This is a genomic window from Kosakonia sp. S57 (assembly GCF_016516575.1).
GTDB lineage: Bacteria > Pseudomonadota > Gammaproteobacteria > Enterobacterales > Enterobacteriaceae > Kosakonia > Kosakonia cowanii.
On the sequence record NZ_JACVUL010000039.1, the window covers coordinates 1 to 21586 of the forward strand.

General features: G+C 58.3%; 23 protein-coding genes. 7 read left to right on the top strand and 16 right to left on the bottom strand.

Annotated features, from left to right (window positions below; all coding sequences use genetic code 11):
* Positions 1–99 precede the first annotated feature (99 nt).
* On the bottom strand, positions 100–1008 hold the full coding sequence (mak, locus tag IAE48_RS23590) for a fructokinase (RefSeq protein WP_200135740.1): 909 nt from the start codon (positions 1006–1008) through the stop codon (positions 100–102).
* Between the two features lie 99 nt (positions 1009–1107).
* On the opposite strand from mak, the gene rdgC reads away from it, so the two are divergent.
* The gene (gene rdgC, locus IAE48_RS23595) at positions 1108–2019 is read left to right on the top strand and encodes a recombination-associated protein RdgC (protein WP_023478948.1); all 912 of its coding nucleotides are present in this window, start codon (positions 1108–1110) and stop codon (positions 2017–2019) included.
* A gap of 77 nt (positions 2020–2096) precedes the next feature.
* Here the strand turns inward: rdgC and ppnP are convergent, their stop codons facing one another.
* The 5 genes from ppnP to IAE48_RS23620 all read right to left on the bottom strand — a co-directional run bounded on the left by ppnP (position 2097) and on the right by IAE48_RS23620 (position 4815).
* Positions 2097–2381, bottom strand: coding sequence for a pyrimidine/purine nucleoside phosphorylase (gene ppnP, locus IAE48_RS23600; RefSeq protein WP_023478933.1), 285 nt, complete (start codon positions 2379–2381; stop codon positions 2097–2099).
* 86 nt (positions 2382–2467) lie between these two features.
* On the bottom strand, positions 2468–3148 hold the full coding sequence (locus IAE48_RS23605; protein ID WP_042712190.1) for an AroM family protein: 681 nt from the start codon (positions 3146–3148) through the stop codon (positions 2468–2470).
* 224 nt (positions 3149–3372) lie between these two features.
* Positions 3373–3564: a protein YaiA gene (gene yaiA / locus IAE48_RS23610; RefSeq protein ID WP_034812321.1), complete on the bottom strand. Its 192-nt coding sequence runs from the start codon at positions 3562–3564 to the stop codon at positions 3373–3375.
* Between the two features lie 50 nt (positions 3565–3614).
* Complete coding sequence (gene aroL / locus IAE48_RS23615) at positions 3615–4139, bottom strand: shikimate kinase AroL (protein WP_042712192.1); 525 nt, start codon at positions 4137–4139, stop codon at positions 3615–3617.
* A gap of 214 nt (positions 4140–4353) precedes the next feature.
* A complete protein-coding gene (locus IAE48_RS23620) occupies positions 4354–4815 on the bottom strand; it encodes a YaiI/YqxD family protein (RefSeq protein ID WP_023478951.1) in 462 nt (153 codons plus the stop codon).
* 130 nt (positions 4816–4945) lie between these two features.
* On the opposite strand from IAE48_RS23620, the gene proC reads away from it, so the two are divergent.
* Positions 4946–5752 (top strand): pyrroline-5-carboxylate reductase, encoded by an 807-nt coding sequence (gene proC / locus IAE48_RS23625; RefSeq protein WP_042712193.1) that lies wholly within the window; start codon positions 4946–4948, stop codon positions 5750–5752.
* A gap of 37 nt (positions 5753–5789) precedes the next feature.
* Here the strand turns inward: proC and IAE48_RS23630 are convergent, their stop codons facing one another.
* From IAE48_RS23630 to IAE48_RS23655, 6 genes are all read right to left on the bottom strand, one after another.
* A complete protein-coding gene (locus tag IAE48_RS23630; protein ID WP_200135741.1) occupies positions 5790–7313 on the bottom strand; it encodes an FAD-dependent oxidoreductase in 1524 nt (507 codons plus the stop codon).
* A gap of 178 nt (positions 7314–7491) precedes the next feature.
* Complete coding sequence (gene psiF / locus IAE48_RS23635; RefSeq protein ID WP_042712197.1) at positions 7492–7812, bottom strand: phosphate starvation-inducible protein PsiF; 321 nt, start codon at positions 7810–7812, stop codon at positions 7492–7494.
* 90 nt (positions 7813–7902) lie between these two features.
* Entirely contained in the window at positions 7903–9318 is a 1416-nt protein-coding gene (gene phoA / locus IAE48_RS23640) for an alkaline phosphatase (protein WP_200135742.1), read from the bottom strand.
* 101 nt (positions 9319–9419) lie between these two features.
* Positions 9420–9680, bottom strand: a complete 261-nt coding sequence (iraP, locus tag IAE48_RS23645; protein WP_042712200.1) for an anti-adapter protein IraP — start codon at positions 9678–9680, stop codon at positions 9420–9422.
* Between the two features lie 191 nt (positions 9681–9871).
* Positions 9872–11068: a multidrug efflux MFS transporter gene (locus IAE48_RS23650; RefSeq protein WP_076769454.1), complete on the bottom strand. Its 1197-nt coding sequence runs from the start codon at positions 11066–11068 to the stop codon at positions 9872–9874.
* 170 nt (positions 11069–11238) lie between these two features.
* On the bottom strand, positions 11239–11922 hold the full coding sequence (locus tag IAE48_RS23655) for an extensin family protein (RefSeq protein WP_200135743.1): 684 nt from the start codon (positions 11920–11922) through the stop codon (positions 11239–11241).
* Between the two features lie 104 nt (positions 11923–12026).
* Between IAE48_RS23655 and ddlA the strand changes: the two genes are divergently transcribed.
* Entirely contained in the window at positions 12027–13127 is a 1101-nt protein-coding gene (ddlA, locus tag IAE48_RS23660; RefSeq protein ID WP_200135744.1) for a D-alanine--D-alanine ligase, read from the top strand.
* 3 nt (positions 13128–13130) lie between these two features.
* On the opposite strand, the gene IAE48_RS23665 is transcribed toward ddlA, so the two are convergent.
* The gene (locus tag IAE48_RS23665; protein ID WP_200135745.1) at positions 13131–13349 is read right to left on the bottom strand and encodes a DUF2754 family protein; all 219 of its coding nucleotides are present in this window, start codon (positions 13347–13349) and stop codon (positions 13131–13133) included.
* 268 nt (positions 13350–13617) lie between these two features.
* On the opposite strand from IAE48_RS23665, the gene IAE48_RS23670 reads away from it, so the two are divergent.
* Entirely contained in the window at positions 13618–13929 is a 312-nt protein-coding gene (locus IAE48_RS23670; protein WP_034812308.1) for a DUF2755 family protein, read from the top strand.
* Here the strand turns inward: IAE48_RS23670 and IAE48_RS23675 are convergent.
* The 3 genes from IAE48_RS23675 to IAE48_RS23685 form a co-directional block, all read right to left on the bottom strand.
* Entirely contained in the window at positions 13926–15035 is a 1110-nt protein-coding gene (locus IAE48_RS23675; protein WP_200135746.1) for a DUF1615 domain-containing protein, read from the bottom strand. The genes IAE48_RS23670 and IAE48_RS23675 overlap by 4 nt on opposite strands.
* Before the next feature lie 12 nt (positions 15036–15047).
* On the bottom strand, positions 15048–16268 hold the full coding sequence (sbmA, locus tag IAE48_RS23680) for a peptide antibiotic transporter SbmA (RefSeq protein ID WP_200135747.1): 1221 nt from the start codon (positions 16266–16268) through the stop codon (positions 15048–15050).
* Positions 16269–16388: 120 nt separating this feature from the next.
* Positions 16389–16922, bottom strand: a complete 534-nt coding sequence (locus IAE48_RS23685; RefSeq protein WP_200135748.1) for an isochorismatase family protein — start codon at positions 16920–16922, stop codon at positions 16389–16391.
* Between the two features lie 190 nt (positions 16923–17112).
* Here IAE48_RS23685 and ampH point away from each other — a divergent pair, with 190 nt between their 5' ends.
* From ampH to IAE48_RS23700, 3 genes are all read left to right on the top strand, one after another.
* Positions 17113–18270, top strand: a complete 1158-nt coding sequence (gene ampH, locus IAE48_RS23690) for a D-alanyl-D-alanine-carboxypeptidase/endopeptidase AmpH (protein ID WP_200135749.1) — start codon at positions 17113–17115, stop codon at positions 18268–18270.
* Between the two features lie 118 nt (positions 18271–18388).
* On the top strand, positions 18389–19360 hold the full coding sequence (gene hemB, locus IAE48_RS23695; protein ID WP_034812298.1) for a porphobilinogen synthase: 972 nt from the start codon (positions 18389–18391) through the stop codon (positions 19358–19360).
* A gap of 249 nt (positions 19361–19609) precedes the next feature.
* Entirely contained in the window at positions 19610–21328 is a 1719-nt protein-coding gene (locus tag IAE48_RS23700; RefSeq protein WP_042712215.1) for a lysophospholipid acyltransferase family protein, read from the top strand.
* The last annotated feature ends 258 nt before the right edge of the window (positions 21329–21586 follow it).

A 21586-nucleotide genomic window follows, 5' to 3' on the forward strand; every position in this document is an offset into this window, starting at 1 on the left:
GAACGGAACCCTTCCACCAATGCCACATACCAGGCCCATTGCCGGATGGCGCGTAAACGCTTATCCGGCCTACTCCGTTTCAGCGGTTCGATTGGCGCATTACTCCCCCTGCGGCCAGAGCCACGCCGCGCCGCGCACGCCGCTGGAATCCCCGTGCAACGCTTTGCGGATTGGCGTTTCACACTCGCCGCCAAAAACCCACTTCTGCATTAAACCGGGTACAGTCTGGTACAGACGATCGACATTACTCATCCCGCCGCCCAGCACGATCACATCGGGATCGAGGATATTCACCACATGGGCCAGTGATTTCGCCAGCCGCATCTCATAGCGGTTCAGCGCCAGCTCGGCAACCGCATCCTGCTCGTTCACCAGGCGAATAATCTCGTTGCCCTTCAACGCCTGGCCGCTAAGGCGCTGGTAATCGGTGCCAAAGCCGGTACCGGAGATAAAGGTCTCAATGCACCCCTGTTTGCCGCAATAGCAGGGCACTTCATTGCGATAACGCAGTTCATCCTCATCCATCCACGGCAGCGGATTGTGCCCCCACTCGCCCGCCGTACCGTTAGCGCCGATATGCGAATGGCCGTTGAGCGCAATGCCGGAGCCGCAGCCGGTGCCGATAATCACCGCAAACACCGTCTGCGCGCCCGCTGCCGCGCCGTCGACCGCTTCCGACACCGCCAGGCAGTTGGCATCGTTCGCAAGGCGCACTTCACGATTAAGGCGCTGGCTTAAATCTTTATCAAAGGGTTTACCGTTGAGCCACGTGGAGTTGGCGTTCTTCACCACCCCGGTATAGGGCGAGATAGAGCCCGGAATGCCCATGCCCACCGTGCCGCGCTGGCCAGTCTCTTTTTCCACTAAGTCGACCAGCGAAGCGATAAGCTCAATGGTCTGCTGATAGTCGCGCGGCGTCGGCTGCCGATGGCGGAACAGCGTCTCGCCGCGCTCGTCCAGCGCAATAATCTCTGTCTTTGTACCACCCAAATCGATACCGATACGCACATCAAACTCCTCGTAGTGGACCACGCATTAGCAATGCAAGCGCGGCGACAATTCGCTATTATGCCCGCTGCATTTAACGACAAGGCCGTGGAAAAAATCATGCTGTGGTTCAAAAATTTAATGGTATACCGTCTCAGCCGCGATGTGGCGCTCCGTGCGGAAGAGATGGAAAAACAGCTCGCCCCGCTCTCGTTTACGCCATGCGGTAGTCAGGATATGGCGAAAACCGGTTGGGTTCCACCGATGGGCTCACACAGCGAAGCGCTGACCCACACCAACAACGGCCAGATTATTATCTGCGCGCGCAAAGAAGAGAAAATCCTGCCGACGCCGGTAGTGAAACAGGCGCTGGAAGCGAAAATCGCCCGCCTCGAAGCCGAGCAGGCGCGCAAATTGAAAAAAACCGAAAAAGATGCGCTGAAAGATGAAGTGCTGCACTCGCTGCTGCCGCGCGCCTTCAGCCGCTACAGCCAGACGATGATGTGGATCGACACCGTCAACGGCCTGATTATGGTCGACTGCGCCAGCGCGAAAAAAGCGGAAGATACGCTGGCGCTGCTGCGTAAAAGCCTCGGCTCTCTCCCGGTTGTCCCGCTGACGATGGAAAACCCAATTGAGCTGACGCTCACCGAATGGGTCCGCTCCGGCACCGTGGCGCAGGGTTTCCAGTTGCTGGACGAAGCCGAGCTGAAGGCAATGCTGGAAGATGGCGGCGTGATCCGCGCGAAAAAGCAGGATCTGGTGAGTGACGAAATCGCCGTACACATTGAGGCGGGCAAAGTGGTGACCAAGCTGGCCCTCGACTGGCAGCAGCGCATCCAGTTTATGATCTGTGATGATGGCTCGGTAAAACGCCTGAAGTTCAGCGATGAGCTGCGCGATCAGAATGAAGATATCGATCGGGAAGATTATGCCCAGCGTTTCGATGCCGATTTTATTCTGATGACCGGCGAGCTGGCGGCACTGATTCAAAATCTGGTGGAAGGCCTGGGCGGCGAAGCCCAGCGCTAACGATTTTAGCGACTCACTTTCACAGGCCCGGTCAGCGCAGCGCTACCGGGCTTTTTTGTCGCCGGATGGCGCAAGCGTTACAGATAGCGGCAGAGATAGGCACTCGGCTCGGCGACCTGCAGATGGAATTCGCTGTGGCCCGGGACATTGAACACTTCGCCTGCGGCGTGCCTTTTCCATTCGGTTTCACCTGGCAACAGCACGTTCAGCGCGCCGCTGACCACCGTCATCTCTTCCGGCTGCGCGGTGGAGAAGGTGTACTCCCCTTCCATCATCACGCCAACGCTGGCGCGGCCAGTGCTGCTGCTGGTAAACCCAATGGACTTCACTTTACCGGAAAAGTATTCATTACTTTGAAGCATAAACAGGCCCTTATAGAGAAATGACTGGAAAACCACTATAGAGGCCGGGCTTAAGTGATGTCACGCGAAATTGCGCCGTTCTGCGGCTATACCAGCAGTTCTGAGGCCAGGCGCGCCACCAGCACATTGGAGAGTAAAACCGGGACATCCAGCGCTTTTTGCAGCAGATCGCGATGCAGCTGATGGAAGCCAAGACAGTCGAGCATCAGCACATCAGCACCGCGTTCCAGCAGCGCTCTTCCGGCGTCAATCAGCTCCGTCTCGCTCGCCTGGTAGGGGTGGCAGAGCTCATACAGCGGCTCTTTTTCCAGCACCTGCCACTTCTTTTTCTGCGGTGCCATCAGCTCAGGCACCGGCACAATCACGCCGACCTGGTGACCATCAACAATCGAGGCAACCAGCGGGGGAATGATGCGCTGCGGTTCAATCAGGATGGCATTTCGCGCATTTAAGCCGCGGATATCGGCGGTGCTCATCAGCAGAATGACGTCATACGTCCCCTGGTTATCGAGCACTTCGATCACGCTTTGCAGATCGCGCTCCACCTTCTGGCGCGAAACCATGCCGAGGCTGTCATCGCTCAGACGCGTCGGGATGGCGGTCTCGCCGGGTTCTACGCAATAATCGATACGAACTTGTGCCGGGTCCATCTTCCCCAGCAGGCTGACATGGGTGATTTGATCTTCTGAAACATGCTCTGCCAGAAGCGGCAGGATCTCTTTTACCGGCACCACACCTATGGTGAGGATCGCCAACGTCGCACTCATTTTCGCTTTCCGCCTTTCAAAACTGCTTTTAGTTATGATTCTCTGCACAACAACCGACGGAGGATGGAGCACCGCCGCCGTGTAAAGAGAATGTGCCACTCCTGTGTTCTAATAAATTCCAGTAACAATGAATATAAACAGTGACTGGCATTAAGCCAGTCAAAAAATGTGATGCAAGCGACTTTCTGAAAGGTTCAGGAAATCATGCTGGCGGGATCGCCGGATTAGCTTTTATCGGGATCCTCGTAACGCTTTTTCGCATCCAGCGCTTCCTGCTCCGAGGGGTGTTCGCTGATCAATGAGTCCGGTTTCGGATGATCCGCGCGCAGTTCATACCAGGTGACAGTCGCGTCGCTGGGTCCCTTCTCAACAGCTACAACACGGGCTTCACGCGGATAGGGCGGTTTAGTCGGCATAGCTTATTCTCCTTTTGCGGTTAGAGAGATAAGTATAGTCAAACGTTTCGCTAACTGGCGCGCGCCAGCTGTAAAGCCGCCTCAATTTCTGCCACCACCGCCAGCGGCGGCTGCGCGGCATCGACCACAAAGTGTGCCGCATCGCGGTAAAGCGCATCGCGGGTGGCGAGCACTTCGCTCACCTCTTCGCTGATCGGCTTCCCGGTCAGCGTCGGGCGCAGCCCCTCTTGTGGAAAGGCTTCCAGCCGCCCTGCCAGCACATCGACCGGCGCACAAAGGTAAACCACGCGCCCATGTTCACGCATAAAACGGCGGTTATAGTCGCTGAGAATAATGCCGCCGCCGGTGGCGACGACCAGAGCGGGTTCGGTCACGGCTTCAAGTGCTGCCGTTTCGCGGGCGCGAAAACCGGCCCACCCCTCCTGCTCTACGATTTGCGCAACGGTCTGCTGCGCCTCTTCCTGCAACCAGCTATCGGTATCGATAAACTGGAAGCCCTGTGACAGCGCCAGCGCCCGGCCAACAGTGGTTTTACCGCAGCCGCGTGCGCCGATGAGAAAGATGGGTAGCGTCATGAGCAGGTTGTTCCTCCAGGCCCCCGGTTGGGGGACAACAATAAGATGGCGATGATAGCACTAAACCAACGGCGCGTGCTGCGTAAGAGTAACGTTACACACTCTCAATTTTGCGTGAGAGAACGTTCTGGCGCAGCCGTTGGGGCTGTAAAGTTTCTGTGGCATCACCTGTAGCGGCAACCTTACTGGAAGTGATAAAAACTGACAAGCCCGGTTACGGCGTCTGGCGGCGCTGGCGCTCAAGCAGCCACTTATCGAGCTGGGCGGCAAACTGCTGGCGATCGCGCTGCGAGAGGGAGTCCGGGCCGCCGGTCTGGATGCCGCTGGCGCGCAACGTATCCATAAAGTCGCGCATGGTCAGCCGCTCGCGGATGGTCGCTTCCGTGTAGCGCTCACCGCGCGGGTTAAGCGCTGCCGCCCCTTTTGCTATCACCTCCGCCGCCAGCGGAATATCAGCGGTGATCACCAGATCATCCGGCGCGCAGAGGCGTACGATTTCGTTATCGGCAACGTCAAAGCCTGCTGGCACCCTAAGTGCGCGGATCACCTTAGAGGGCGGCACGCGCAGGTTCTGGTTAGCGACCAGCGTTAACGGCGTCTGTGTCCGCTCCGCGGCGCGAAATAAAATCTCTTTAATCACATTCGGACAGGCGTCCGCATCAACCCATATCGCCATGGTGACTCCTTTTTGTTTCGGCGCATTGTCCCTTTAATTGCCCGCCGGGGAAAGCAGAGATCCTTTCGCCCTCGCCGGAAAAGCGCGTTAAGCTATGAATCACATGCAATAACAAGCAGAGAGGGACGTGATGGAAAAGAAAATCGGTTTTATCGGCTGCGGTAACATGGGTAAGGCGATTCTCGGCGGGCTGATCGCCAGCGGCGAGGTGAAACCGGGGCAGATTTGGGTTTACACGCCAACGCCTGATAAGGTCGCCGCCCTGCAACAGGAGTATGGCATTAACGCCGCGCAGAGCGCGCAGGAAGTCGCGCAGATCGCCGATATTGTCTTTGGCGCCGTGAAGCCGAACATCATGGTGAAGGTGCTTAGCGATATCGCCTCCAGCCTGAACAAAGAGACGCTGGTGGTCTCCATCGCGGCGGGCGTAACGCTCGATCAGCTGGCGCGCGCGCTGGGCCACGACCGTAAAATTATCCGCGTGATGCCGAACACCCCCGCGCTAGTTAACGCCGGGATGACCTCCATCACGCCGAACGCGCTGGTTACCTCCGAAGATACCGCCGATGTGCTGACCATTTTCCGCTGTTTTGGCGAAGCGGAAGTGATTGCCGAAGGGATGATCCACCCGGTCGTCGGCGTCAGCGGCTCGGCTCCGGCGTATGTGTTTATGTTTATCGAAGCGATGGCCGATGCCGCCGTGCTGGGCGGCATGCCGCGCGCGCAGGCCTATAAATTTGCTGCGCAGGCGGTAATGGGTTCGGCGAAGATGGTGCTGGAAACGGGTAAACATCCTGCCGAGCTGAAAGATATGGTCTGCTCGCCGGGCGGCACCACCATCGAAGCGGTGAAAGTGCTGGAAGATAAGGGCTTTCGCGCCGCGGTGATGGACGCGATGGCTGCCTGTATGGCGAAGTCGGAAAAACTGAGCGCGTAAAAGGCAGCGCCACGGCGATAAGACCGTGGCGCGAACGTTACGAGAGGAGTTCGCTGGCCGCACGCATGGTCAGCGGCTCCTGCATTTTCAGCACCAGCTCCGCCGTGGCGGTGTTCTCGCCGCAGCTCAGCACCGCTTTCAGCATTCCCTCCTGGCCGTAGAGCACAGCAAAACGTTTATTCTCAAACGAGCCCAGCATCTTCATGCTGTCCCATTCGCGGGCATAGCCGAGGTATTCAAAGCGCGTGCCGAAGTGGGTAGTCCAGAAAAAGGGTACCCGATCGAAAGGCTGTGATTCCCCGAGCATATTGAACGCCGCAATGCGCCCCTGCTGCTGCGCAACGCGCCAGTGCTCAATGCGTCGAGGCCCTTCCGGTGCCGGATAGGTGGCGATATCGCCCACCGCCCAGATATCGGGCGCGGCGCGCAGATACTCATCCACCGTCAGGCTACCATCCTCTTCGTGGGGCAGATCGCCCACCAGATCGGTCGACGGCTCCACGCCGGTAGCAAACACCACCACATGCGCCGGGATAGTGCGACCATCTTTCAGCGCCACGCGCTGCACGTGCTTATCGCCCTGCAACTCCGCTGGCTCGCCGGTCACAAATTTGACGCCATTCTGCTTATGCAGCTGCATAAAGTGACGGCCAATCTCTTCGCCGAACTGCGGCACAAACGGCAGCGCGTGGCGCGACAGGACGGTGACATCGACATCCTGGTTACGCAGCGCCGCCGCCAGCTCCATGGCGATAAAGCTGTTACCAACGATCACCAGTTGTTGCTCATCTTCCACTTCACTCAGCAGCGTCTGCGCCTGGTGGATATCACGCAGCACATGCACGCCCGCCAGTTGGTTGCCGCCGATTTCTGGCCAGACCGGGCGTCCACCGGTCGCCAGCAGCAGTTTGTCGAAGGTAATTTCGCGCCCGTCGGCGAGCGTTAGCTGATGTGCTTCGGCATCAAGCTTTGTCACCTCTTGATCAATGTTTTCCACCCCCGGCTGGGCATAAAAAGCCTTATCCAGCAGTTGCGGCACTTCGCTGATCTTCATCTTGCCTGACGGCACAAATTTGCTCAGCGCCGTACGGTCATAGGGCGCTTCGCTCTCTTTATCAATCAGCATCAGATGGCCGTTAAACCCGGCGTCGCGCAGCGTCACCGCCGCCGAGCTACCGGCCGCGCCGGTCCCGAGGATCACCACCGTTTGTGGGCCATCGCCACGAATAGTGTTGTGGGTAGTCGGCGAGAGCGGGCGCGGGTTAACCAGTACGCGGTTCTGCTCAATATGCACCGGATACTGCTTCAGATTTTGCAGCGCCAGCGGCTCGCACCACTCGCCGTTGGTGATATCAAAGTTAGCTTTATGCCACGGGCAGACCAGCCGCCCGTCGCACACCGCGCCCTGCTCAAGCGGCGCACCGGCATGGGGGCAGCGGCTCTGGAACGCGCGCACCTGGGTTAAGGTGCGAATGAGGATAAGCGAGGTGCCATCGACATCGAATTTCACCGGCTGGTTTTCCGGCAGATCGTTCAGGTCGGTAACATATTGATAATTCATTACTCTTGCTCCCGTATTGGTGTGGCAAAACGGGCGTAACGTCTGGCGACGTACACTCGCAAAGGAAAAAAAGACAACACAGCTCACAAATTAAGCCTGGCAGAGATTAAGCGGGGAGCAACACAGCGGCAGAAAGGCGTTGAGTAGGCGGGCGCGATGTACGCCCGCGCGGGGAGGATTACGCTGCTTTTTTCAGGCAGGCGCTCATAAATTTACTGCGGTCATCGCCTTTCAGGGATTGCTGCGTCGCCTGGGCGTTGCATTCGCGCATCCGCTGCTGCTGCGGTGTCAGGCTTTTTTGCCCCGGCTCGGTTTTGGTGCTCTTCAGGCAGTCGCTCATGTAGCTCTTGCGCGCATCGCCGCCAAGGTTCTGCGCCTTAGCCTGCTGGTTGCAGAGCGTCATACGTTGTTGTTGCGGGGTCAGTGTTTTCTCGGCGGCGCTTAACGCCGTCATAAACAGCACACCGAAGATAAGAGTAACGAGGAGTGTGATTTTCATAGCGCCATCCTTCTGTCAATGAACCCTTTAAGGATGGTCCTAATTGGCGAAAAAACCACCCGGCAGCAAACATTTACCGCCGGGCAGCCCTTACTTGAGGCTCAGCGCCGCTTTCATGGTGTAGAAGAGATCGGTCTGATCCGTCAGCCCCACCACGTTCGCCGCATGCGGGCCGTACGCCGCAATGCGCACCTGCGTGCCGGTATGCTCCATCGACTCCTCTTCCGAGTTGCCGTAGGTCATCGCCATTACTGCGCCATCTTTGGTGGTCAACGCCTGGCTCAGTCCCGGTGCTTTGGTATCTGCCGGAATGATCTGGCTGGCATGGGCGTGGTCTGCGGTGACGATCACCAGCGTATTGCCATCTTTACGCGCAAACTCCAGCGCTTTCTGTACTGCTTCGTCGAGATCGACGGTTTCGCCAATCTGGCCGCACGGGTTGGCCGCGTGATCCTGCTTATCAATCGACGCCCCTTCCACTTGCAGGAAGAAGCCCTTCTCATTTTTGCTCAGCAGTTCAATCGCTTTTTCCGTCATCGCCGCCAGCGTCGGCACGCTGTCGGTGCGTTTCGGGTTCGGCGTACAGGTCACGGCAGGCTTATCCAGGTTGCCATGCAGAGAGGCTTTTGGCCCTTCCCAGCGCACCGGCATATTACCGTCGGCGAAGAGACCGAGCAGCGGTTTATCCTGATTAGCTGTACTGATTGCCGCAAGCGAGGCGGCATCGTTTACCAGCTGGTAACCGCGCGCCTGCGCCTGCTCGCGCAGAGTTTTGCCCTGCCACTCACCGGCGGTGGCGGTTTCACTGAAGGTTTTTGCCCCGCCGCCGAGCGTCACGTCCGGGCGCGCGTTCAGCAACTGTTCGGTAATCGAGCCTTTGCCGCCCTTCTCCAGCGCGTTAAGCGCACACTTCTCGCTGGTTACGGTCGGGCCGTAACAGCGGCGAGAGATAACATGGGAGATCAGCGCAGCAGGCGTCGCGTCCTGCAATTCCGCGGTGGAGACGTCGCCTGTCGCCAGACCGGCGGCTTTTGCCATCTCAAGGATGGTCATATGATCTTTGTCATGGATATCGACGCCGAGCGCGCCGTTATAAGTTTTTACGCCGGTGCTCCACGCCGTCGCCGAGGCGGCGGAGTCGGTGACGTAATCGGGCTTACCGCTTTTTTTGTCCAGCGAGTAGTGGGTGTATTGCCCGGTCAGCGGCAGCGCATCGATACCCTTAAAGAAACCGCCCGCCCCTTCGGCATAATTTCGCGCGGCGGTAATTTCGGAATCGCCCATGCCGTCGCCAATCAGCAGAATAATATTTTTGGCTGGCTTGTCATTCAGGGAATCACGCAGGGCAGCAGTCTGGTCGCCCGTCAAACGGCGTGCGCCGCCTGGCGCGGAAATATCGCCGTGAGCTGCGCGGCTTTCAAGAACCGGCGCTACAGATGATTCTGCATAAATAGCAGGCGAGGAAAGCAGGGATAATAGTGCAAGATATAACGCGCTCTGTTTCACTTAATATTCTCCATGTACAAATACTTAAAGAAAATAAAACAGAGCGACTATAGGCAGCCCAGATGACAGTGAGATGACAGATGTTACATGCTAACGCGGGGTCAACTGCGTGGGTGCCTTAAAAGCTTTTTTACGTATTGTTGCAGCAGCTCAGAGTCTCTGGATAAGGCTTCATCGCCCGGCAGAGCCTCTGCCAGCGCGCCTTCAACGCTCAGGATCAGCGACTGTTGCTCCGAGGCCGCCATCTGGCGCAGCAGCGCGGTGACGACAATTTCCAGCGCTTCAACCTGGGCGACCAGCTCCTTCGACTCCTCCTCCTTTTCCGCAAGCTTGACCAATAACTCAGCAATGAGATTTTTCATGGCGCTATTTCCTTTTGAGATGTTGCATGAAGTTAGCACTCGATTTAGTAGTTGCAAAGGAGATGCATCTATTATTTTTGCGCATTAATTCACACTGTTAGTAAGGTCATTAGGGAAATAACGGCGTCGCGGGTTGCGAAGTATATAGAGAACCAGGATGCGCAGGCCGGAGATCTATTTCCGGCCTGCGTTTAGCGTGGTTGCCGCACGCGGCGAAATGCGCGTGCCAGCTGTATCAGGTTAATCAGCACTACCACCGCCGTGGCGGCGAAGACCCAGCGAAAGCCAGCCATCGCCGAGACCGAGGCACCCATCAGCGGGCCAGCAACGTTACCGAGGTACATAAAGGATTGGTTATAACCAAAGATGCGTCCGGTGACCTGCTCGCTGGAGTACTTCAGCAGCAGCGTCTGCACGGCGGGCAGCATCGCGCCATCGGCAAAGCCGAGCAGAAAGCGCAGAATCCCAAGCTGCAATGGCGAGGTGACAAACGACATGGCGAAGAAGAGCACAATCGCGCAGGCGAGCGTTGCTAACAGAATGCGCGAGGTGCCGATGCGATCGCCCAGTTTGCCAAGCCTGGGCGCCGAGAGCAGCGCCGACACGCCGGGAACCGCGGCGATAAGCCCGCTAAGAAAGGCGATATTGGCGGTATCGGGCGACAGTGACTGGACAAACAGTGCGAGGATCGGGCCAATCGAGCCGTTACAGAGCTGGATCACCATGGTGGTGACAAAGAGGCTGATCACCAGCGCCGGATAGGGCAGCGTCGAGAAGACCGCTTTGCCGCTGAGCCGCTCGCCCTTCTTAACCTTCGGCCTGCCCCCCTCTTTAATCAGGAACAGCGTCACCAGGAAGCTCACCATCAGCAGCATCGCGGTGATGATAAACACCGTGCGCAGGCCTAAGTGGTCAGCGAGAAAACCACCCATCAGCGGGCCGCCGATCACGCCGCTGATCTGCGCCGTGGAGAGCGTACTGAGCGCCCAGCCGCTGCGCTCGCGCGGCACCTGCGAGGCGACCAGCGCCATCGCATTAGGAATATAACCGGAGGTGAGCCCCATTACGCCGCGCAGCAGAAGCAACTGCCAGACGTTGGTGGCGAAAGCCTGCAGCAGAATGGCGATCGCCATCCCCAGCGAAGCGCGCAGCAGCATCAGCTTGCGCCCTTTGCGGTCCGCCAGGCTGCCCCACATCGGCGAGACAATCGCCGAGATGAGAAAAGTGATGCTGAAGGTTAGCCCTGACCACATCGACAGCGCCTCGTGCGAGGTCACACCCAGTTGCGCCACGTAGAGCGGCAGAAACGGCAAAATCTGGCTGATGGCAAGCCCGGTAAAAAAGCAGCCGAACCACACCGAGATAAGATTGACCTTCCAGGATTCCATAAATACGCGTAATCACTCAGGTTTAAAAAAACGGCGCATAGGGTAGCAAGAATGCGCCAGCGAGAAGTTACCAGATATGCGCTTAGCCGCACTTTGGAGTTTTATCTCTCAACCCACGCCGAATGGCGCAGGCGCGCGGAGAAAAACCGCAAATGCTAAGCGCGATATGCTTAGCGACAGAGGCCGTAGCCGCGCATGCCGAGATGGAAATGATCCGCGTGCGCGGCGTTATACTCCGGCCCGAGGCCATTACCGTAATAACCGCAGCTGGCGCTCAGCATCGCGCGCAGCCAGGGTTGCGTACGCGTCTGCCGCCAGCCGCGCAGGACAGAAACCTGCTCGCCATTCGCCAGCCTGAAAGCGCTGATATCGAGCGCTTCCGCGCTGGCATGTTCGCTGCGCCGCGCATCCGCGCGGTTGTAGATATTGCGGCAGGCGTAGCTGCCGACATGATCGATGCGCGTTAAGGCGCTGCCCATCATCGTTTCGCTTAATGGCCGCGCCTGCTGTTCAACAAACAGCGCCGAGCTGAGCGCCAGCGGGCAGCTCGCCAGAAAGCTGCTGCTCAGCTTCACGGCACCGAAATCTTTTACCCGCACTACGTTGGTTAACGGGCAGTCGCCGCCGCTGTCCGCCACCGCGACGGAGGAGATAAGCCGCTGCTGATTCGCCTGCTTCAGCAACGCGGCGCACGCTTCAGGCGTTAAACGCCGCAGTTTGAACTGGGTGATGCGCCCCGGCGGATCGCTCAGCTGAAGCGGGGCAAAAGGGTTATACCACGCTGGCAGCGCGCGGTAGCCCGCATAGACGCCGCCGATAAGAATAGCGATTACGATCAGGCTCTTCCCGCTCACCTCTCCTCCTCTTTTTTCTCCAGACATTATGGCAGAAGGCCGCGAATCGTGCGTTTTGACGTGATATCGTATGGGTTTTCTCATCAGTGTGAGTGATTGTTGAAATGGCAAAACTGCGGGTAGGGGTCGTCTTCGGCGGCAAATCGGCGGAGCATGAAGTGTCGTTACAGTCGGCGAAGAACATTGTCGATGCGATGGATACATCGCGCTTTGAAGTGGTGCTGCTGGGTATTGATAAATCAGGGCAGTGGCATATTAGCGATGCGCAGAACTATCTGCAAAACGCCAGCGATCCGGCGCGTATCGCGCTCAATCCGTCGGACAACAGCGTGGCGCTGGTGCCGGGCGTCGCCGAACAACAACTGATTGCGGCGGATAACCGCTCGCCGCTGCCGAATGTTGATGTCATTTTCCCGATCGTTCACGGCACGCTCGGCGAAGATGGCTCTTTGCAAGGGATGCTGCGCCTCGCCAACCTGCCGTTTGTCGGCTCCGATGTGCTCGCTTCCGCAGCCTGCATGGATAAAGACGTCACCAAGCGTCTGCTGCGCGACGCCGGTCTGGCCATCGCGCCGTTTATCACCCTGACGCGCGCCAACCGCGACAGCTTCAGCTTTAGCGACGTGACCGCGCAGCTCGGCCTGCCGCTGTTTGTTAAACCCGCCAACCAGGGTTCATCCGTCGGCGTCAGCAAAGTAACCAACGAAGCGCAGTATGCTGACGCGCTGCGTCTGGCCTTTGCTTTCGACAAAAAAGTGGTAGTGGAGAAAGGGATCGTCGGGCGCGAGATCGAGTGCGCGGTGCTGGGCAATGATGAGCCACAGGCCAGCACCTGCGGTGAAATTGTGCTAAACAGCGAGTTCTACGCTTACGACACCAAATACATTGACGATCAGGGTGCGCAGGTTGTGGTACCGGCCGCTATCGATCCCGAGACCAACGAGAAGATCCGCGCGATCGCCATTGAGGCGTATAAGACGCTGGGCTGCGAAGGGATGGCGCGAGTGGATGTGTTCCTGACGCCGGAGAACGAGGTGGTGATTAATGAGATCAACACCCTGCCCGGCTTCACCAATATCAGCATGTACCCGAAACTGTGGCAGGCGAGCGGCATCAGCTATAGCGCGCTTATCACCCGCCTGATTGAGCTGGCGCTTGAGCGCCACCAGCAAAGCAGCGCGCTGAAGATCTCAATGCAAGAGTAAGCGTTACTCGGTACTTTCCGTCGCCTCATTTTGCGCGGGGCGGCGGATAATCAGCCCCGAAAGCCAGAACCCCAAAAGCCAGGTCACCAGCCCGACGGCATAGGTTTGCCACCCTTTAGCTTCAAACCCCAGCAGCCCGACCACGCCATTGAGAATAAAGATCAGGCCGATCGCGAACGCGTAGTAGTGCCAGTCACGGCGAATTTTCTCAGGCAGCTTCATGACAACTCCAGCAGGTAAAGGGCGCATCATCGCACAGCGCGCGGGTTGAGAGTGTGTGCTGTGCGGTAATTCCGAAATGTTACTGAAATAATTAATACGTTACAAAAATGTGATGACTCACAAAAAACGCTTCCCTGGGATCCTTCCCGCTCCGAAATTATCACCATTCTGATGTTGACAAAGCGGGACTGGTGCCAAACTAACCAGGAGTTACGGCTCTGAGCCTATCTTCCCTGAGCGTTTAAAAGTAACGAGTACCGGAGGTCTTATGGCTGATTTTACCCTATCCAAACCCTTTAATAAGGGCGCGAAAAAACGAGACACCTCCAGACCGGGTAATATTGCTTACGCCGTCTTCGTACTGCTCTGCTTCTGGGCAGGTGCGCAGTTGCTTAACCTGCTGGTGCACGCGCCTGGCGTATTTGAACACCTGATGCAGACGCAGGACGTCTCCCGTCCCCACGTTGAGATGGGTATGGGCGTAGGCACGATTTTCGGTCTTGTGCCGTTTATCGCCGGCAGCGCGTTTCTGGGCGTGATCTTCCTCGTCCTGCGCTGGCGTAGCCACAATCTGCGCTAATTGCGCGCCATGCAAGCGGCCCGACGATCGTCAACGCGTTTCGCAAACCACGCCGTGGTTAAGTTACGCGTGATTTTCGGGCTCTCTAACTGAATCCCCGGTAGCATCTCGCGCGGAAGCGTTTTTCCGCTGCGCTTGTCCGCCAGGCGATAAATCTCCCGATAGAGCTTCGTCTCTTCAAACTCCTGACTGTCGCCACGCTCAAGCTGGCGGCGAATATCCCGATCGCTCATCGCAAGCTGCGCGCCCAGCGTCTGCACTGCACGCTCGGTGGTGCCCGCTTCGCGGCTGCCATAAAGGATCAGATCGCCATCCAGCGCCAGCTTAATGCCCGTCACTTTGCTCACTGCGTTCTGAAACGCTGCGTTACGGCTGGCGTAGAAACCGGCGTTGTAATCGGCGAAGCGGTAGATCGGTGCGCTGTAGCTGGCCGGGTAGTTAAGCAGATGATAGGTGCCGAACCACAATCCGCCGCGGCGGCTGAAGACCTCCTGGCGCACGGTGCCGGACATCTCCCACGGGTAGCCGTCGGTGTGCTGCTCGGCAAAGGAGACGCTCACCTGCATCGGCCCGCCGGTGTGCACCGGGTTATAAGAGCCAAACAGCGTCTGCCCCATCGGCACCATATTGATCATGTCATCGAAGATCGCGCTCAGCTCGCGCTCGGTGCGCACCTTATCAAGTCGCTCGCTGTAACTTTTGCCATTGGGCGACGGGATTTTCAGCGCCGTGTGCACCAGCAACGCTGGGATGTGCAGCTGCCCGGCTCGCTTGTCGATCTCTTTCCAGGCGATCTTATTCAGCCCCGGCACTACCGGATCGGACTGGTAGTTGGACTCCTGCTGCGCCACCGCTAATACGGAGCAGATATTCTCCAGCGTCGGCGGCAGCTTCTGGCTTTTAAAAGTGGTCGCCAGATCTTCAGCCCAGCCGTCGCGATCTTTAACGCTCGCGGGAATGGTGTTACGCACCACGCTTGCGACATCCAGCGCTTTCGCCTTTTTAGGCTCCTTCGATGCCTCTTTATCAGAGAGCGAGCCCTGCGAACTACACCCGGCGACAATCAGCGCCGCCAGCAACCAGCTAAAACGGGGTACGTAAGACATAACCTTCCTTTGTTAATGACCGTGAGAGGCGACAGGAACGAACTCCTGATTATCGACCTCACGCTCAAAACTGCGCAAACGTTTATAGATGGACATCAACTCCACCAGCGTGGTCCACGAGGTGATCAAATACTGGAACGAGCTGCGCACCTGTTCAAAGACGTTGGTGATCTGCTGCATCAACCCGAAGGTAATCGCCCCGGCTGCCAGCGTCGGGAAGAGCATAACCAGGCCAAACACCGCGTCAACCTGGAGATAGAGAATGCGCACGACGTTGAAATAGGTGTAGTGGAAATAGAGCCGAAAGTAGTTACGACGCACGGCGCTAAACAACTCCACCACCGTATGCGGCCGCGCACGTTCAGCATCATCTTCACCATAGACCAGCTCTTTACGGTACGCCGCTTCGACGCGCTGATTTTTAAATTGCAGGCCGGGCAGCTTGATGCCCACCACGCCGAGCACCAGCGTGCCAAACAGCGCCCAGCCGATGGCGGCAAACACCAGCCCGTAAGGAACATGCCCAATAAGCGGCAGCTCCGGCACGTGGGGCGAGAGCGCTATCAGCACCGGAAGAAAGGCGAACAGGGTCATAATCGCATTGATAAAACTGGTGCCCATATCCTCCAGCGTGCTGGCAAAGCGCATGGTGTCCTCCTGCACACGCTGCGCGGCACCCTCGATATGGCGCAGCTGCTGCCAGTGCGCCATATAGTATTCGTTCATCGCCGTGCGCCAGCGGAAGACATAGTGGCTAACGAAGAAGTTATTCAGCACCGCTACCGTCACACCGATCAGCGCGATGCCCAAAAAGACGCCGCTGCCGCTGTAAAACTTCTCCAGCGGCACGGTATTGGGCGCGGTAAGCGCCTTTTGGATCAGATCAAAAAAGGGCTGATACCAGGCGTTAATAGCAACGCTCACCTCCACCTGAAACCAGGTAACGAAGATAATCAGCGCAGTGCCAAGAATCGACCAGCGCTGCCAACGATGGGGCGAGTAGATAGACCAGAAGGCGGCGAAGAGGCCGACGCAGAGCGCGTAGTAGGCGTAGAAGAGCAGAAAGTTGGGGCACCAGAAGCGCGCGGCGCTGATTGGCACCTCGCTTGATATGCCGGTCAGGTGTAACAACCAGCGCTCGCCGCCTGCCAGCCAGAAAACAATGGCGAGAAGCGTCCAGATAAACGCCGAGGCAAAAAAGGGCGTCGGCCGGGGGAAAAAGGAACGAAACATAGTGCTCTCCTGGGTCTTTCTTATTCTTTACGACGTGTGCTGTGTCATGCTCGCGGCCAGCGACAAAAAAGCGCCGCGGGTGCGGCGCTGGCTCGTTTAATCAGACCTCAGGTTAACCGTTTAGTGGCTTTGCCAGTCATAAACAATTGTATCGACACTTTTCACCTGCACCGGGTTGTCCGGCACGATGAGCGTGCGCCACACCTCGTTGTAGTGGTCAATAAGCGTTGTCGCCTTCGCCGCCGCGCGGTCAGCAGTGGTGTGAGCATCTTCCGCGACGGTAATCGCGAAGCCTTTGCTGGCACCGTTTTTCAGCGTGGTATCGACACAGTAATCCGTTGCACAGCCGCAGATGATAAAGCTTTCGATCGCCCGTTCACGCAGCAGCGCCTCCAGCCCGGTTTTATAGAAGGCGTCGCAGGCGGTTTTGGTGACGTAAAACGCGTTCGCTGGCTGGGTTAACTCCGGCAGCAGCGCAAAGCCTTCACTCCCCTCCTCCAGCCCGCCCGCTTCGGCATGCTGGATAAAGATCACGGTCTCTGCCACTGCCGTCAGCTGATTGATCCGCGCGACGCACTGCGCGCGCTGATGACGCGGCATGGCGAACACGCCGTTTTGCATATCGACCACCATCACTACCCGTTGAGCAACCATTGCCTGCCTCCTGTTTGGTGAAAAACGGAGCTTATCACAGCCCGCGGCAGCGGCGGCGGGCAGAAAAAAATGCTCTTATTTACCTGGCGTTACGGATTAGGGCGAAACATTCCGCTTTTCGCCCCTTTGCAACGGCACGCAAGTAGTATAAATACGCTCTATCTTTCCCCGTGATTAATGGATCCTTTCGTTGAAACGTTGTCTGCTTATCTCCGCGATGTTGTGTGCGCTGGGCCTGACCAGCGTCCGGGCGGCGCAACACTCCCCCGACCCGGTATTTGCTTCTGAAATCGTCGATCGTTATGCCAACCATATCTTCTATGGCAGCGGCGCGACCGGCATGGCAATGGTGGTGATTGACGGCAATCAGCGCGTCTTTCGCAGTTTCGGCGAAACCCGTCCCGGCAACAATGTGCGCCCGCAGCTCGACTCGGTGGTGCGCATCGCCTCGCTCTCTAAGCTGATGACCAGTGAGATGCTGGTGAAGTTGCTCGATCAGGGCCGCGTGCGCCTTGACGATCCGTTAAGTAAATATGCCCCGCCTGGCGCGCGCGTACCGACTTACCAGGGCGCGCCGATCACGCTGGTTAACCTCGCAACGCACACCAGCGCCCTGCCGCGTGAGCAGCCCGGCGGCGCAGCGGTGCGCCCGGTGTTTGTCTGGCCGACGCGCGAGCAGCGCTGGAACTGGCTCGCCACCGCCAAACTGAAAACCGCGCCGGGCACCCAGGCGGCGTATTCCAACCTGGCCTTTGATCTGCTGGCGGATGCGCTGGCGCGCGCGGCGGGAAAACCCTATCCGCAGCTGTTTGAAGAGCAGATTACCCGCCCGCTGGGCATGAAGGACACCACCTTTACCCCGTCGCCGGATCAGTGCAAACGGCTGATGGTGGCAGAGAAAGGGGCCAGCCCGTGCAACAACACGCTGGCGGCGATTGGCAGCGGCGGCGTCTACTCCACGCCCGGCGATATGATGCGCTGGATGCAGCAGTTCCTCTCCTCCGACTTCTACCACCGCGATACGCAGGCCGACCGGATGCAGACGCTGATCTACCCGCGCGAGCGCCTGACGAAAGTGGTGGGAATGGATGTACCGGGTAAAGCCGACGCCCTCGGCCTCGGCTGGGTCTATATGGCCCCGAAAGAGGGCCATCCGGGAATTATTCAGAAGACCGGCGGCGGCGGCGGCTTTATCACCTATATGGCGATGGTGCCGCAGCATAACGTTGGCGTGTTCGTGGTGATCACCCGTTCACCGTTGACCAAATTCACCAATATGAGCGACGGCGTTAACGATCTGGTGAGCGAGCTGAGCAACAATAAACCGGTGGCGGTCCCCGCCTCCTGATGAAGTAACAGGCAGGTGCATTGCCGCCTGCCTGTGGCTTAACGGCGATTTTGGTAAAACGGGGGGTTATATTTTCGGCTACAATGCCGCCATCTGTTCCATAAATCTTAGGCATATCATGACCGATTTAATCACCCGTCCTCGCCGCCTGCGTAAAACCCCTGCGCTGCGCGCCCTGTTTGAAGAGACAACACTGAGCAAAAACGACCTGGTGCTGCCGATCTTTGTTGAAGAAGAGCTGAACGATTACCAGGCGATCTCCGCCATGCCCGGCGTGATGCGCATTCCGGAAAAATATCTCGCCCGTGAAATTGAGCGCATCGCTAAAGCGGGTATCCGCTCGGTGATGACCTTTGGTATTTCACACCATACCGACGACACCGGCAGCGATGCCTGGCAGGAAAATGGTCTGGTGGCGCGCATGTCGCGCATCTGTAAAGAGACGGTACCGGAGATGATCGTGATGTCCGATACCTGTTTTTGTGAATACACCTCCCACGGCCACTGCGGCGTGCTGTGCGAACACGGCGTCGATAACGACGCAACCCTGCTGAACCTCGGTAAGCAGGCGGTGGTTGCTGCGGCAGCCGGGGCGGATTTTATCGCGCCATCGGCAGCGATGGATGGCCAGGTGCAGGCGATTCGCCAGGCGCTGGACGCGGCGGGCTTTAAAGATACCGCCATCATGTCCTACTCCACCAAGTTCGCCTCCTCCTTCTACGGCCCGTTCCGTGAAGCGGCGGGCACCGCGCTGAAAGGCGATCGTAAAACCTATCAGATGAACCCGCTGAACCGCCGCGAAGCGATCCGCGAATCGTTGATCGACGAAGCGCAGGGCGCCGACTGCCTGATGGTGAAACCAGCCGGGGCGTACCTCGATATTCTGCGTGATATTCGTGAGCGCACCGAACTGCCGCTGGGCGCATATCAGGTGAGCGGTGAGTACGCGATGATCAAGTTTGCCGCCCAGGCGGGTGCGATCGATGAAGATAAAGTGGTGATGGAGAGCCTCGGCGCCATCAAACGCGCAGGCGCGGATCTGATCTTCAGCTATTTCGCCCTCGATCTCGCCGAACGCGGCCTGATTTAATTTTCCCGCTCTGCCTTCTGCAATGCCGGATGGCGCTACGCTTATCCGGCCTACGGGGTAAAGACCATGTAGGCCGGATAAGGCTGCAAGCCGCCATCCGGCATGGGTGCGGGAGATAAAACGCCGGATGGCGCTGCGCTTATCCGGCCTACGTCGGCCTGCAATAAATGCTCATAACGTCATTGTAATGAAATGTAAGCGTCATCTTCTCCCGCTACTGTCAGCGGCAAGACGGGAGGAGAAATCGCCATGTTTAGTCTCGACAATGTACTTGAGGATCTCTGGCCGCAGGCCAGACCGGCACCCTGGCAAAAGAACCTGCTCAGGCGCCTGCTTTACGAACAGGAGTTCCAGCAGTTCGCCGCCCAGCACCGCCACCTGAAAGGGCTGGATATGGTGGAACATGTCCTCGACCATCTGCAAATTCGCTGTACCATCCCCGCTCACTGCCTCGAGCAAATCCCCGAACATGGCCCGCTGGTGATTATCGCCAACCACCCGACCGGTACGCTGGATGGGCTGGCGCTGATGTATGCCGTCTCGCGCGTGCGCCGCGATGTCAAAGTGGTCACTAACCGCCTGCTGAGCCACCTCGAACCTCTAAGCTCGCTCTTTATCGCGGTGGACAATATCGGCGGTCGCACCACCAAAGCCGCCCTGCAACAGATGGAAAACCAGCTGCAATCCGGCGGCGTGCTGATCTTTTTCCCGGCGGGCGAAGTGTCGCGCCTGACCCGCAAAGGGATTCGCGATAAACGCTGGCACGCCGGGTTTATCAAGCTGGCGAACAAGTTCCGCGCTCCGCTGCTGCCAGCGTGGATCGATGCCCGTAACAGCGCGCTGTTTTACGCCAGCGCCCTGCTCTCAGACACCCTGCCGCTGCTGCTGTTGATGCAGCAGATGTTTCGCCGCCGCAACAGCAGCCTGCCGATCACCCTCGGTCAGCGCATTCCCTGGGAGAACTGGCACACTACCGCCCTTGCGCCGCGCGAGCTGGCCGAGAAGTGTCGCCAGCATCTTCTGCGTCTTGGCAAGGGAGTGCCCGGCACGTTCAAAACCGAATGCGCCATCGCCCGGCCGGAAGACAGAGCCACCCTGCGTCGCGAACTGAGCCGCGCCGAGTGCCTTGGCCGCACGCCGGACGGCAAAACGATCTATCTCTGGCAGCGCAACGGTCAGGAGGATGCACCGCTGCTGCGCGAACTGGGGCGGCTGCGCGAGATCGCTTTTCGCGCGGTGGGTGAAGGGAGCGGCAAACGGCGCGATACGGATCGCTACGATGATCACTACCTGCATCTGATCCTCTGGGATGATGCCGATCTGGAGATTGTCGGCGCCTACCGCTTTATGCCGACGGCGCAGCTTATCGCCGAGCAGGGGCCGGAGGGGCTCTATAGCCATAGCCTGTTTCACTACGACGCGCGTATGGCGGAGGTGCTGCGCGAGGGTCTTGAGCTGGGGCGCAGCTTTATTCAACCGCGCTACTGGGGACGTCGCGGGCTCGATTATCTCTGGTCGGGGATTGGCGCTTATCTGGCGCGCTACCCGCAGTACCGCTATCTCTTTGGCCCGGTCTCCATCTCCGGCGGCCTGCCGCCTGCGGCGCGCGATCTGCTGATTGCTTTCTATCGCCTCTGGTTCCCCGCCGCCTGGCCGCTGGCGTCGTCGCGCCGCCCCTGCCCCGCCACCCTGCCCGAGGTGCTGGCGCAGTTTACCGGCGAGGATTACACCGAAGATTTGACCCGGCTGAAATCGCTGCTGGGTAATCTCGGCTGCGGTATTCCCCCGCTCTATAAACAGTATTCCGAGCTGGGCGAGCCCGGCGGCGTGCAGTTTATCGACTTCGGCAGCGATCCCGATTTCAATAACTGCGTCGATGGCCTGGTGCTGGTGGATTTAACGCGCCTGAAAGCGAACCGCTACGAGCGCTATATCGGCGTGCATCAGGTGCAGCAGAAAGCGGGGTAAGTTCCTCGCAGATTGCCGGATGGCGCTGGCGCTTATCCGGCCTAAATGAATGAAGCCGCTGAAACGGCGTAGGCCGGATAAGCGGTACGCGCCATCCGGCATTACCTCCGCGACACAATTGCCGGATGGTGGTTTCGCCTTATCCGGCCTACAAAAGCGAGCCCACAGCGACATCGTTGCGACATTTATCTGCAATATGACAGCGATGGTGTTGACCCCCGCTGAAATCGGCGAACCGAAGCGGGAATGACAAGGTCT

Excerpts from the sequence above, each read along its gene's own strand:
- IAE48_RS23670 (WP_034812308.1), top strand. The coding sequence starts at position 13,618 with ATGGCTGATTTTACCCTATCCAAACCCTTTAATAAGGGCGCGAAAAAA.
- IAE48_RS23675 (WP_200135746.1), bottom strand. The coding sequence starts at position 15,035 with ATGTCTTACGTACCCCGTTTTAGCTGGTTGCTGGCGGCGCTGATTGTC.
- proC (WP_042712193.1), top strand. The coding sequence starts at position 4,946 with ATGGAAAAGAAAATCGGTTTTATCGGCTGCGGTAACATGGGTAAGGCG.
- ppnP (WP_023478933.1), bottom strand. The coding sequence starts at position 2,381 with ATGCTTCAAAGTAATGAATACTTTTCCGGTAAAGTGAAGTCCATTGGG.
- psiF (WP_042712197.1), bottom strand. The coding sequence starts at position 7,812 with ATGAAAATCACACTCCTCGTTACTCTTATCTTCGGTGTGCTGTTTATG.
- IAE48_RS23685 (WP_200135748.1), bottom strand. The coding sequence starts at position 16,922 with ATGGTTGCTCAACGGGTAGTGATGGTGGTCGATATGCAAAACGGCGTG.
- yaiA (WP_034812321.1), bottom strand. The coding sequence starts at position 3,564 with ATGCCGACTAAACCGCCCTATCCGCGTGAAGCCCGTGTTGTAGCTGTT.
- IAE48_RS23665 (WP_200135745.1), bottom strand. The coding sequence starts at position 13,349 with ATGAAGCTGCCTGAGAAAATTCGCCGTGACTGGCACTACTACGCGTTC.
- sbmA (WP_200135747.1), bottom strand. The coding sequence starts at position 16,268 with ATGTTTCGTTCCTTTTTCCCCCGGCCGACGCCCTTTTTTGCCTCGGCG.
- aroL (WP_042712192.1), bottom strand. The coding sequence starts at position 4,139 with ATGACGCTACCCATCTTTCTCATCGGCGCACGCGGCTGCGGTAAAACC.
- IAE48_RS23650 (WP_076769454.1), bottom strand. The coding sequence starts at position 11,068 with ATGGAATCCTGGAAGGTCAATCTTATCTCGGTGTGGTTCGGCTGCTTT.
- IAE48_RS23630 (WP_200135741.1), bottom strand. The coding sequence starts at position 7,313 with ATGAATTATCAATATGTTACCGACCTGAACGATCTGCCGGAAAACCAG.
- rdgC (WP_023478948.1), top strand. The coding sequence starts at position 1,108 with ATGCTGTGGTTCAAAAATTTAATGGTATACCGTCTCAGCCGCGATGTG.
- hemB (WP_034812298.1), top strand. The coding sequence starts at position 18,389 with ATGACCGATTTAATCACCCGTCCTCGCCGCCTGCGTAAAACCCCTGCG.
- iraP (WP_042712200.1), bottom strand. The coding sequence starts at position 9,680 with ATGAAAAATCTCATTGCTGAGTTATTGGTCAAGCTTGCGGAAAAGGAG.
- IAE48_RS23700 (WP_042712215.1), top strand. The coding sequence starts at position 19,610 with ATGTTTAGTCTCGACAATGTACTTGAGGATCTCTGGCCGCAGGCCAGA.
- IAE48_RS23605 (WP_042712190.1), bottom strand. The coding sequence starts at position 3,148 with ATGAGTGCGACGTTGGCGATCCTCACCATAGGTGTGGTGCCGGTAAAA.
- ddlA (WP_200135744.1), top strand. The coding sequence starts at position 12,027 with ATGGCAAAACTGCGGGTAGGGGTCGTCTTCGGCGGCAAATCGGCGGAG.
- IAE48_RS23620 (WP_023478951.1), bottom strand. The coding sequence starts at position 4,815 with ATGGCGATATGGGTTGATGCGGACGCCTGTCCGAATGTGATTAAAGAG.